At 46.6% G+C, this 13,016-nt stretch carries 8 protein-coding genes; 2 read left to right on the top strand and 6 right to left on the bottom strand.

Translation table 11 applies throughout. The features are described 5' to 3' along the window. The first annotated feature begins 149 nt into the window (after nt 1–149). Nucleotides 150–1,490, top strand: a complete 1,341-nt coding sequence (gene gdhA / locus ABR189_RS06910) for an NADP-specific glutamate dehydrogenase (protein ID WP_354659731.1) — start codon at nt 150–152, stop codon at nt 1,488–1,490. A gap of 139 nt (nt 1,491–1,629) precedes the next feature. Here gdhA and ABR189_RS06905 read toward each other — a convergent pair whose 3' ends face one another. From ABR189_RS06905 to ABR189_RS06880, 6 genes are all read right to left on the bottom strand, one after another. Beyond that, on the bottom strand, nt 1,630–3,318 hold the full coding sequence (locus tag ABR189_RS06905; RefSeq protein ID WP_354659730.1) for a T9SS type A sorting domain-containing protein: 1,689 nt from the start codon (nt 3,316–3,318) through the stop codon (nt 1,630–1,632). A gap of 47 nt (nt 3,319–3,365) precedes the next feature. Next, on the bottom strand, nt 3,366–4,889 hold the full coding sequence (locus ABR189_RS06900; RefSeq protein WP_354659729.1) for a DUF4832 domain-containing protein: 1,524 nt from the start codon (nt 4,887–4,889) through the stop codon (nt 3,366–3,368). Beyond that, nucleotides 4,889–6,361: a RagB/SusD family nutrient uptake outer membrane protein gene (locus tag ABR189_RS06895; protein WP_354659728.1), complete on the bottom strand. Its 1,473-nt coding sequence runs from the start codon at nt 6,359–6,361 to the stop codon at nt 4,889–4,891. The genes ABR189_RS06900 and ABR189_RS06895 overlap by 1 nt, the downstream gene beginning before the upstream one ends. Before the next feature lie 32 nt (nt 6,362–6,393). Further along, nucleotides 6,394–9,852, bottom strand: coding sequence for a SusC/RagA family TonB-linked outer membrane protein (locus ABR189_RS06890; RefSeq protein ID WP_354659727.1), 3,459 nt, complete (start codon nt 9,850–9,852; stop codon nt 6,394–6,396). Nucleotides 9,853–9,946: 94 nt separating this feature from the next. Continuing rightward, the gene (locus ABR189_RS06885; RefSeq protein WP_354659726.1) at nt 9,947–10,978 is read right to left on the bottom strand and encodes a FecR family protein; all 1,032 of its coding nucleotides are present in this window, start codon (nt 10,976–10,978) and stop codon (nt 9,947–9,949) included. 85 nt (nt 10,979–11,063) lie between these two features. Continuing rightward, entirely contained in the window at nt 11,064–11,645 is a 582-nt protein-coding gene (locus ABR189_RS06880) for an RNA polymerase sigma factor (protein ID WP_354659725.1), read from the bottom strand. A gap of 141 nt (nt 11,646–11,786) precedes the next feature. On the opposite strand from ABR189_RS06880, the gene ABR189_RS06875 reads away from it, so the two are divergent. Beyond that, complete coding sequence (locus tag ABR189_RS06875; protein ID WP_354659724.1) at nt 11,787–12,983, top strand: pyridoxal phosphate-dependent aminotransferase; 1,197 nt, start codon at nt 11,787–11,789, stop codon at nt 12,981–12,983. Nucleotides 12,984–13,016 lie beyond the last annotated feature (33 nt).

Below are 13,016 nucleotides of genomic sequence, written 5' to 3'. Positions count from 1 at the left end.
TATAATAGTTCAATACTAAAAGCAATGGCTAACAGCTATTTCCCTATTCTTACTATTATTTTCACCCTTTTTAAATATTTTCTATAAAAAACAGCAACGTTTGTATATTTTTACAGCATTATCTCAAAACTTTAAAGTTTATTAAACATATGGATGTATTGGTAGATGAATTTATGAACCGGGTGAAATCCCGCAACCAACATGAACCGGAGTTTTTACAGGCAGTATTAGAAGTAGCGGAGTCGGTGATACCATTTATTGAAGCACATCCAAAGTATAAAAAAGCAAAAATACTGGAACGTATGACGGAGCCTGAGCGCGCCATTATGTTCCGTGTTCCCTGGCTGAATGACAAAGGAGAAATAGAGATCAATCGTGGTTACCGCATACAAATGAGCAGTGCCATCGGACCATATAAGGGCGGTTTACGTTTCCATCCTTCTGTAAACATCAGTATCCTCAAGTTTCTGGCTTTTGAGCAGGTATTTAAGAACAGCCTTACCAGTTTGCCAATGGGTGGTGGTAAAGGAGGTTCTGACTTTGACCCTAAAGGTAAATCTGACAATGAGGTCATGAAGTTCTGCCAAAGCTTTATGACAGAATTGTTCCGGCATGTAGGGGCCGACATCGATGTACCCGCCGGGGATATCGGTGTGGGTGGCCGGGAAATAGGTTTTCTCTTTGGCCAGTACAAGCGTATCCAGGGTGAATTTACCGGGGTTTTAACCGGTAAGGGCAATGAATGGGGAGGCAGCCTGATCCGTCCGGAAGCTACCGGGTATGGCGTGGTGTACTTTGCCGCAGATATGCTCGAAACACGTGGCCTGTCGATGAAAGGTAAAACCGTAACGATCAGTGGTTCCGGTAATGTATCACAATATGCCATCAAAAAGTGTATAGAAGTAGGTGCCAAAGTAGTAACGGTATCTGATTCAGAAGGTTTTGTATATGATCCCCAGGGAATAGATAGTGCGAAGCTGGATTATATCATGGAATTGAAAAATGAACGCCGGGGCCGCATTCGTGAGTATGCTACCCAATATGGCTGTGAATTTTTTGAAGGGGAACGCCCATGGAAGATCAAATGTGACATTGCTTTTCCGAATGCTACTCAAAATGAAGTGAGTGCGGACGACGCCAGGATATTGCTCAGTAATGGTTGCATCTGCGTGGCAGAAGGCGCTAATATGCCTACTACCCCCGAAGCGATACAATTGTTCCGGGAGGCCCGCATACTATATGCACCGGGCAAAGCCGCCAATGCCGGTGGTGTGGCAGTATCCGGACTGGAAATGTCCCAAAACTCTCTCCGTTTCTCCTGGAGTGGCGAAGAAGTAGACCAGAAACTGCAACAGATCATGAAACATATTCACCGGATCTGCGTGAAGTACGGACAGGAAAAAGATGGCTATATCAATTATGAGAAAGGCGCCAATATCGGTGGCTTTGTAAAAGTAGCCGATGCGATGATTGCCCAGGGATTGGTATAAACTTCAATAACATAATAACAATAAAAAAAGGACTGGCATTGCTGCCGGTCCTTTTTTTTAAAGCGGGTGCCCACGATCAACAGGCACCCGCTATTATTCCAGGTCAATGGCATTCATAGTAGATACTACACTTACCAGCTTATTTAATAAATTTAACGGTGTTGGCTACTACGGTTCCTTTTTCATTCCTCAGCCGAACGATATACATTCCTGCCGGCAACTCGTTTACCTTGATCATCAGCTGTTTACCACCGGCTGGCTGCCATTTTGATTTACAAAGCCGTCCTTTCAGATCGAATACTTCTATCAGCAAGCGACTGGCTGGCTTAGTATTTCCTTCGAGCAACAGGTGTACTTCATCCGTATTTAAAGGATTACCCATCAGCGATAACGCCACCGGCATTTCCGTTGTTTGTTTTATTTGCGGCACTGCTGGTTGCTGGGTTCTGGCCAATGGTGTAACGAAGGAGAGCTTCAAATGCAAGCGTCCGATACTCGTACCATTCCGCGAACCAATGATATAAAAGTCATCCAGGTCGATCTCCTCATTGTTATCGCCGGTTTTATTCAGGAAAATGGGATAGTGCAGCTCCGACGCCTCCCATCCGCCAGACACATCGTCTACCAGTAGTTTACGGCTGCTCCAGGTAACCATATCTTTAGAGAGATACAGCCCTATCCTCGCTGCCGGACTGGTACCGCTCACACTATAATCCAAAAATAGTTTAGCACCCAGGTAATAGTCCGTTCCTTTTATTTTGGCTACAGAAAAGCGTACAGGATCCATCTGCCATTCATAGATCAGGGAAGCAGACGCAGGGCCGTTTACCTTTACATAATTCAACATCGTTTCTTTGGTAAATCCTGATGGCAGGGAGGCCACCCATCCGGATGCCGTATACACATACCATTTGAGCGGATCAATGGCATCATTCAGATGAGCCTTTGCTACTTTAATGCCACTACCCGGCACGCCTGGTGCAATATTATCTACAGAGCTATCGATATAGTATACATAGATAGAATCCCCTTTTGTCACAGACGTAGGATGCCGCAGCCCGGAAGAAGATTTGGAACCATCCGTATGATAATAACCACTGTAAGGCCATACAAACGGACCATGATCATAATAGTACCCATTCCCCCAGTCTGTTGCCGCAGTATTGGGTAACCAGGCCAGGTTTACCGTGGCGTGATAGGCCCGCCAGCATTCCAGGTAAGTAGCGCTGCCCGGTGCATAACCGGAGTAGGTAGCAGGATTTGACAACACCGGCGGATAACTGGTATCAAAGGTATTGGCATATAACTGACCGGTACCGGAGTTATCCAATTGCCGCTCATTCTTATTCTCTCCATGTGTAAAGGCCAGGTTAATGCTCCCTTGCGTGCTATGCGTGTAGTGATGCACAGAAAAAATGCCGTTATACTGTCTGCGCCAGTGATATCCGGCAGGCAGACTGGCGGGCGACAGAAACCCGTTCCACCAGCTGAGCTGACATAGTACATTGAAAGGACCATACCCGCTGGTACTGAAATTAATACTGGTAGTAGGTTCTGCCAGTGATGTGGGAGATGCCCATGTTTTTGTCCACGCAGTAGTAAAAAAATACTGATGCCAGCTGCCTTTGATCACCCAGGGAGGCACTTCACAATAAGCATTGCTGGTGTTGGTAAAACTCACATTACTGCGGTGTGAGCTATCCAGGGAAAGATCCGGAAAGGTTTGTGCCACTGCTTTTCCTGTCAGCACTACTGTCAGCAAAAGCATGCAGCGTCTGGCAGCGCTGCAATAATATGCAACGCTGCGTGATAGGAATGAAATACGCATAAGGATCTATTTAAAAGGGATGAATAATTGCAGATTTTGCACCATCCTCACTTTACCTTTATATCCGTTATAACGGTCCAGCCTTGTATATTTTTAGCCTTGTCTATAGCCAGCCGGATACCTGGCTTATCACCATCTGTAGTATCGATGATCGCCACCCCTAAGGCATAGTTGCCCGCTGGTACGTTCACCTTCGTTTCCAGTATATACTTACCATCTTTTCCTTTTATCCAGGTGGAAGGATCGGACTGCTCATCCTTCATTACAGCCGCTATGCTGTTATCATTTTTATTAATCAGGGCAAAGGCTACCTTGTATTTATAGTTCCAGCGGGGGTTATTGTTAGGGCACATGCCTACCCCTGCATTTTTCCAGTAATGACCCATCTTAAAGTTCTCACCGTTGTTGATAACAGCGGGTACAGACAGCTGGGTTACGGTAAAGCGATAACCGCCATTACGAACAAAACCGTCCACCAGTTCCGGTGCAATGGTAGTCCAGCCTTTGGTTTCCACCTGTTCTCTCAGGTCCAGTGTATTGGCGTGTGCGCTGATAGCATCATTATACGTTTGCGTATATACGTCTTTCCAGCCGGTCCAAACTTTGCCATAGGTAGGATCTGTGGCCCAGGGTTTGCATTCAGGTGTATTACATCCCCAGTAGCAGGATTCTGCAATGAAAGGTACTTTTGGGAACCAGTGGTTAATGATATCTTTTTCTGTTTGCAGGAACCAGGTACTCCCTACTCCATCGCGGCGCAGTACATAACTATTGCCGGTCAGTGCCACTTTACTTTCCAGCTCTATGCCTATCTGGCTGCCAAAGGTGATGGCCAGCAATACCTTTTTAAAGCTGCTGCCATAGAGGTTGATAATCCAGTTAAATACTTCTGCTTTTTTAGCCTCGTCTTTAAACACCAGGTGGTGTCCTTCTCCCCACCAGCCCAGGTTGTATCCATCTACATAATCTACCTCTGCCGGCTTATCAAACGCTGCGGCAAAAGCGCGTACAAACGTGGAGAACTTTTCCTGGAAAACGGGATCATCCAGATAAGGTGTCCAGTTTTTGCCTCCTCCCAGCTTGTCTACCTCATACCCCTGCGCACCGGCTTTTTTTACATAGTCCGGCGTACCGGGTTCGCTATTATCCTGCCCATCTATGTATATGCGAAAAGCCAGTTTCAGTCCACGGTCACGGGCACCTTTTACCAGCGCTTTGAAATTATCATCATACAGCCAGGCATACTTTCCTTCTTCCGGCTCCATACTGTTCCATCTCCAGCGGATATAAAACACGGAGGCATATTTCAGCGCGGCATCATTTTGCGCCGCCCAATAAGTAGCGGCATTTGCCACCGGATCATTGGCATCATCATACATCACCCAACCCATGGCAGGATTTCTGACCAGGGAAGTAGTATCTGCGGTGATATTCACGACCTCATTGCCTTTTATATTAAACAGGTCGGTAGCTGTTTCATTTTCATTGCTGCCAGCGGCGGTACTTTTGCTGCATTGTACCGCAGTAAAGGTAGTACCGGAGAGGAGCAGGAGATATAATAACTTTTTCATTAGTAGCCTTCGTTTTGTGTTAGATTCGGGTTTTCATTAATAGCAGACTGTGGAATAGGATACAGCACATGTTTAGGTTCTGCAAAGATCTTCCCACGTGCTTTGGCATTGCTGATCAGCTTGCCATGCCGGATAAGATCCTGACGCCGGCCACCTTCATAGCATAGTTCCCACTGTCTTTCCTGCAGTATCCTGTCGCGGAAAGTAGTCTGATCAAAATCAGAGAGCTTGATCGGGTCCACACCAGCACGGACTCTCAGCTCATTCACCAGATCTATTGCTTCCTTTACAGGTCCGCTCTTGGTTTCATTCAGTGCTTCTGCCCTGCACAACAGTACATCTGCATACCGGTAGATCACATATTCACTGGCATCCCAGGTTCCATCCGTATTAGGATTTTCCTGATACTTCATCGGCAATGCACCTGCTTTGAGATACGTATTGACAGTTCTGCCGTCTATTACTTCCGATCCATTCCAGTAATTACGTACCAGGCGCTCCCTTCTTTTATCCTTTGCATCAAATGTATCCCAAACACCCCAGGGCAAACGGTATCCATTCCAGCGGGTGAGTGATACACCATTGCGGGAAACATAATCCGGAGGTAATGTTTCTGCCAGGAAATTATTGCCATAACCGCCGGTAGGTGCGCTGGACACAGAGAAGATGATCTCCTTGTTGTGCTGGTTATCATGGCGCCAGATGGCAGCATAATCCTGTTGCAGCTCATAGTGCTTCAAATCCATGATAGCTTTGGTGGTAGCTTCTGCTTTTGTCCATTGTTTTTCATGCATATAGAGTTTTAGCAGCACCATCAATGCAGCACCTTTTGTAAGACGTCCGTAGTCGCCGCTATTATCATAATACACCGGCAATACTTCCGCCACTTCTTTCAGTTCTGTTTCCAGGAAATTAACATACCAGGCCACATCCGGACGGGAAGGTTTATAAGCCTGTGCAGCAGTCGGGTCCAGCACATATTTAGGGTCTACAATAATGGGTAAAGGCCCGTATTGATCATATAAGTCAAATGCAATCAAGGCTCTGATAGCCCGCAGCTCTGCGGTATATTGTGCTTTCAGTGCATCACTTACCGGTGCATCGGCCACCTGGGCAATTAAGCCCGTAGCCTTAGTCACCGCAGGTAACATCGCTTTGTAAAACAGTCCGCAGAAATCAGTCTCTGCACGCCATAGAAAATCTGTTTGCTGTTCTGTGGACCAGTTGGTGGTCCACTCATCGGTGCAGCCTATTCCCTGTGTAAGCCAGCCACCCCAGCTGGCCGTATATCTTTCCCAGCCACCGCCTCTCAGTTCATAGTAGATCCCGGTGACAGCTGTTTTCACATCACCTTCCGTTTTAAAGAAGTTTTCCGGGGAGATAGCATTATACACTTCTGGTTGAAGTCCTTTTTCACAGGAGGTACCCGCCAGTGCCAGGCATAATATGAGCCCTTTATAGTTCAGTTTCATGATTTGATCCGGTTTAAGTAAAAGAGAAATGCTTAGAATGTAACATCTATCCCAAAAGAATAGGTACGTTGGTTAGGATATCCTGCTTTTGAATCCGTTTCGGGATCAATCCCTGTATAACGGGTAAATACAAACGGATTACCCAGGTCAGTATAGATCCTGCATTTACTGAATACTGATTTGATCAGCGGTGCAGGCAGATTGTATCCCAGGGAGATACTCTTACAACGGAGGAAGCCACCGTTCTGCCATAACCAATAAGCCGATCCGGGATAAGGGCTGACCATGCCGGAAGGCAGGTAGGCGCCGGTATTATCATGTGCCCAGCGGTCTTTTACTTCCCTCAGCAGGTTATAGCCGGTTGTTAACCGCGCTACATTACTTACCCCCCAGCTATCACGGTTAGCATTATATACTTTACGGTCAAACATGCCGTAGAAGAAGATATTCAGGTCAAAGTTTTTATAACTGAAACTATTGCCGAAGCCTACGCTAAAACCAGGATCGGTAGTACCCAGCAGTTGCTGATCTTCCTGGGTTAGTTTGCCATCTCCGTTCACATCTTTCAGCTTTTCCTGTCCAGGCAGCAGTGCCGGCATATAAGCAGGCGCCTTTTCTCCTACCTGCAATAGTCCGTCGGTCAGGTATCCGTAACGGGCACGGATAGGGTCACTATTTTTTTCATACAAAGCCAGTACTACATCCGGGTTGCGTTCTTTCCACGTGTCTACAAAACGGGTAAAAGTAATATCGGTATTCCACCTGAATGCCCCTTCCAGGTTTTGGCTATGCAGGGCAAATTCCCAGCCCTTGCTTTGTGTTTTACCAATGTTGTCGGCCACGGTTTGCACCTGCATAAAAGAGGGCAATCTGCGGAAGGCCAACAGGTCTTTTACCACTTTCTGGTAATAATCCACGCTACCGGTGATACGATTATTCAGTAAGCCAAAATCCAGTCCTATATTAGCGCCGGTAGTAGTTTCCCATTTCAGATTAGGATTGGCGATCTGCGACAGGTAAGCTCCTGTGCTGATGGCATTATTACCATATACATAACCGTGCCAGTCGGCCTGATAAAAGGCCAGTGCATTTTGGCCAATGTTCTGGTTCCCGGTACTACCATAACTCAACCGCAGCTTTAAATCAGAAACATAAGATTGCTGTTTCATAAATGGTTCTTCTATCACACGCCAGGAGAAGGCGGCTGAAGGGAAGAAAGCATATTTATTATTCGCACCAAACTTTGTAGAGCCATCTATACGGCCTGTTAAAGTGAGGTAATACTTTTCTGCAATGGTATAGTTGACCCGTCCAAAATAAGAAGCCAGTTTATTTTTGTCCTTGTAAGAGCCCACTGTACTGGGACCAGCCACCTCTCCAGCTCCCAATGAATTATACAGGAAAGCATCCGTAAAAAAACCGGAGCTGCCTGCAGAAAAACCATCGCCCATAAACTCCTGGTATTCGTATCCTACTAATGCATCCAGGCTGTGTTTATCATCAAAAAGGGTCTTCTTATAATTCAGGGTAGCATTAAATAATTTATCCAGCTTGTTGTTTTCATTAATAGAAGCCTGGCCATCTACCTGGCTGCCATACAGCGTAGTTCTGGGCAGGTAAGTAGTACGTTTGCCTATCTGATTATCGATCCCTACACTCATTCTGGCCTGTAAGCCAGACACGATATCTGCGGTCATAAATACATTACCCAATAATCTTTTTGTAACTGTAACGTCGTTTACTTCCAATAAGGACACGGGGTTAGGCATACTGGCCTGACCAGGGCTGATCATATATTTTCCGTTGGCATCCCTTACAGGAATAGTAGGATCATAGGTCAGTGCACTGGTGAGGATCCCTGCATTTTCCCAATCCTGGGTACCCAGCGGTACATTGCTGTTGGTGATCTGGTTCATCATCAGGTTCAGGCCCATGGTGAAACGATTACTCAGTTTTTGTTCCAGGTTGGTACGCACCGCATATCTCGTGAAGTCTGAATTTTTCACCACCCCTGCCTGGTTAAAATAATTACCAGACACCAGGTAACGGGTACCATCACTGCCACCGGAAACACTTACATTATGCTGCTGGATACTTCCCTGGCGGGTTACCAGGTCGTACCAGTCTGTGCCTGCACCTGCCGCCGCTACCTTATCTGGTCCATACCAGGGAGTATAGGGTGTTACACCTGCGGGGTCTGTATTACCATAAGGAGCGATTTTATTTTCCACCAGCCATTTTTCATATACGAAGCGGTTTGCTTCCGTCATGAATTCTTTGGCATTCATCAGGTCCATTTTCTTGGAGATCTGCTGTACGGAATAGTTGCCATTGTAGGACACAACCGGTCTTCCCAGCTTACCTTTTTTGGTAGTGATAAGCACTACCCCATTCGCTGCCCTGGCGCCATAAATAGCTGTAGCAGAAGCATCCTTTAACACTTCAATAGACGCGATATCATAAGGGCTGATCGAGCTTAATACATCGCGGCTGCCATATTGATAACGGTTGCCGCTGCCAGGTTCTACATTATCATTACTCAAAGGGAAACCATCCAGTACATACAATGGTTCGTTGCCGGCCCCGGTAGAGGCGGCTCCTCTCACCAATACGGTAACCCCACCACCCGGCTGGGCACTGTTTTGGGTAACGGTGAGCCCCGCAGCACGTCCGGCCAGCATATGCGTAATGGAAGAGTTGGATGACACCGGCAACTCATCTGTTTTAATACTGGATACTGCACCAGTCACATCTTTTTTACGTTGTGTACCATAGCCTACTACAATTACTTCATTCAGCCCTTTGTTCACCGGCTCCAGCCGGATGTTTAAATTAGCGGACCTGCCCACCCTTACTTCCTGTTGTTCGTACCCGATATAGGAGATGATCAATACTGCATCGTCCGGTGCATTCAGTTCAAAATATCCATTGGCATCAGTGACACCTCCATTATTGGTATTGCGGATCTTAACGGATACACCTGGCAGGGGTTCTCCTTTTTCATTGACCACCCTCCCCTTTACAGTAGCATTGATCCCATCTCCCTTGTCTTCCGGAGAAGGTTTTGTCTCCGGAGATGCGCCTGATTTAGGAGCCGACAGGATAACAATATTCCCATCTACTTCCATAAAACCAAGTCCGGTATCAGTGAGTAATAGCTGCAGGGTTTGCTGCAGGCTGCGGGTAGCCTTTTCCAGGCGGATACTATCAAAAGCAGCCACCTGCTCATTGCGGTAAGCAAACCGGAAGGTGGTTTGTTGCTCTATTTTACGAAAGGCAGTGCTGAGCGATTCATCTTTTAACTCAAGGGCAATCCTTGTTTGTTCCAGTTTCTGGCTTTTCCCTTCCCTCGCCAGCAGCAACTGTAAACAACTGATCATAAAGAACGACCAGATACCGCTTACTTTCATAATAAATCCCCAGTTAATTGGTACGTGAGTAATTGTTTGTGAGCAACGGGCAATAGCATCCCCGTAAGCAAGATTTTTCATAACTTGCAGTAGTTTTAAATGTGTTCTCAATATTTAAGACAAACCTGACTGCCCTGTTACAGCAGGGCAGTTCTTTTTTAATAATTACGTGTTTTTAGTTACAGCCTGCACCATCAATAAAGATGGTTTCCCCTTCTTTCCGGTAAGAGACATTGCTTAACTGGCATAATACATTCAGTACGTGATCAATGCCATGCTGGCTGAAGAAAGTAGCCGTCAGGCGGCATTGCTTTAATGCTTCCCTGGCAAAATGTATTTCCACATGATACTTATTTCCTATGATAACCGCAGCTTCCCCCAACGTAACGCTGTCGAGCACCAGGTCGGCCTCTTTCCATGCTACTACAGGTGACAGATCTGCTTTGATTTTGGTGATTGCATTGTCTTGTTTATCATATTTTACCTGTTCATTCGGGAGCAATACCCCCAGGTCTTTTTCTTTGGTTGATACCTGTACTTTACCACTGGTAACGGCCACTGTGATCACCGGATCACCGGGATATGCACGCACATTAAAAGTGGTTCCCAGCACGCGGGTGGTAATATCTCCGGCATGTACCAGGAAAGGTTTTGACGCCAAAGGGGCGATATCAAAATAAGCCTCTCCGGTCAGGTATACATCCCTGGTACTATCATTAAACTTTGAAGGGTAATGCAGCTTACTGCCGGTATTCATGATTACCCGGCTGCCATCCGGCAGGTTGATCACCTGGTGCCCGGTATAATCAGCCGCCTGCCCGTTGACCGCAATATGTTGCAGGGGAGCTGCAGGCCTGAATAAAACAAATGCCAACAAACCACCTCCCAACAGCAGGACCAACGCTGCTGCAGCCTGCCAGGTACGCCACCAGCGGCGCTGTGGTGTAATATCGGGCAGCGATACTATCTCCTGGTGCTGACCTACTGCTGCCTGCAGACGCTGCAGTTTCCCCTCCCATTCCTGATCAGTAATGAGCGCCTTTTCTTTAGCCGCAGACTCCCATAATGCCTTCAGCTCATCGTCCAGTATATTCTCCGCTGCGCCCTTTTCCAGCAATTGCCAGAATACTTCCTGTTCTGCTGCAGTAATATCATTTTCGAGATACTGCCGGAACAGCTGCCGCAAGCGTTCATGTTCATTTTTCATATGATTGTAGCCATTAACCTAAAAAGAGACGACAAAAAGTGATGGCAGTACCAATGGGTAGTAAAAAAAATTTTACAGGTAGTAATCAGCGGGCAATACTAAGGAGCAGTATTACGATTTCCAGCCCCTGGGCCAGGTAAGTGCGGATAAATTGTAAAGATGCAGACAGGTGATTACGGACAGTATTGCGGGATAATTGCAGGCGCGCGGCTATTTCGTCATAATTCAGCCCCTGCTCCCGGCTTAGTTCAAATACCAGCTGGCGTTGTGGAGAAAGCTGGTCTACCGCTGTTTTCAGCGTTTGGTTAACATCCCTGTTGAGTAGTTTTTCATCAGCAGTTTCATCCGACGACAACAATATGGCTTCCGAAATGTCTCTTTTGAGCAATATGCTCCGCTGGGCAGCACGTAAAAAATCGTATGCCTTGTTGTGTGCTACCCGGAATAAGAAGGCCTCAAAATTGGTGATTTGCGGAGCCATTTCCCGGCCCGACCATATTTTAAGGAATACATCCAACACGATCTCTTCCGCTGTTTCTCTTGATTTGGTGATTTTAAATAAGTACGTGAACAGTTGGTTCCTATAACGTGCGAAAAGTTGGTTGAATGCTTTCTCATCTCCACCGTGAAATGCCAGCAATAGTTCATTGTCCTTTAATGCATTCATATATTATCCCCCTCTGACCCTGGTTGACGATACGCCAATATACAAAAAACAATATTTGCTCCCAATAATGTTTATAAAAGCGGCTAATGTTGGTTATCAACAAATCTGCTACTTTTGTGTCCGTTAAAAGGAAATCATACTATGCCTGTTGTCAGTCAGCGGGGACAGCAAATGCCTCCCTCGCCTATCAGAAAATTAGTCCCGTTTGCAGAAGCTGCAAAAAAGAAAGGACTCCGGGTGTACCACCTGAATATTGGTCAGCCCGACATTGTCTCTCCACAGCCTATCCTGGATGCGGTTAGACAATCCGATTTTAAAATCCTGGAATATAGTCATAGCGCAGGTAATGAAAGTTACCGCCGTAAGCTGACAGACTACTATGCCCGGTTCAATATCCCGGTACAACATGATCAGATCATTGTTACCACCGGCGGCTCCGAGGCCATTGTATTTGCATTGCTGGCCTGTCTGAATCCGGGAGAAGAAGTACTGGTACCAGAACCATTCTACGCCAACTATAACGGGTTTGCGATACAGGCTGGTGTGCATGTTCGTACGGTTACCTCAACGATAGAAGATGGCTTTGCACTACCCTCTCTCGCAGCCTTTGAAAAAGCCATTACTCCCCGGACAAAAGCCATCATGATCTGCAATCCCAACAACCCTACCGGCTATCTTTACAGCCGTCAGGAGCTGGAATTGCTGAAACAGCTATGCCTGCAGCATAACCTGTTCCTGCTTTCTGATGAAGCTTACCGGGAGTTTTGTTATAATGGCACACAGGTATCTGCCCTGCATCTTACTGATATGGATGACAAGGTAGTACTGATGGATACTATTTCCAAGAGGTACAGCGCCTGCGGCGGACGTATTGGCGCACTCGTTACCCGCAATCAGGAAGTGCTGGATACGGTAATGAAGTTTGCACAGGCGCGTTTAAGTCCGCCTACCTTTGCACAGATAGCAGGAGAAGCGGCAGTGGATATGCCCATGGATTATTTTGATGAGATCAGAATGGAATACCAGCACCGCCGTGATCTGCTGGTGCGTATGCTGAATGATATACCAGGTGTATACTGTCCTAACCCCGAAGGGGCTTTTTATGTAATGGCCCGTTTTCCGATTGATGATGCTGACCGCTTTTGTCAGTGGATACTGGAGGAATTCAATTACGAGGGGCAAACAGTGATGCTCTCTTCCGGTACCGGGTTTTATGCCACCCCCGGCTTAGGTATCAACCAGGTAAGAATGGCTTATGTATTAAATCAGGAAGCCATTACTAATGCGATGCATTGCCTGCGGCATGCACTGGAAGTATATCCTGGCAGCACCCTGTAATATGTCAGCTATATATAAATGGATCAGCCCACA

This window comes from Chitinophaga sp. H8 (genome assembly GCF_040567655.1).
Classification (GTDB): domain Bacteria; phylum Bacteroidota; class Bacteroidia; order Chitinophagales; family Chitinophagaceae; genus Chitinophaga; species Chitinophaga defluvii.
This window is presented reverse-complemented; position numbering and strand designations above follow the sequence as displayed.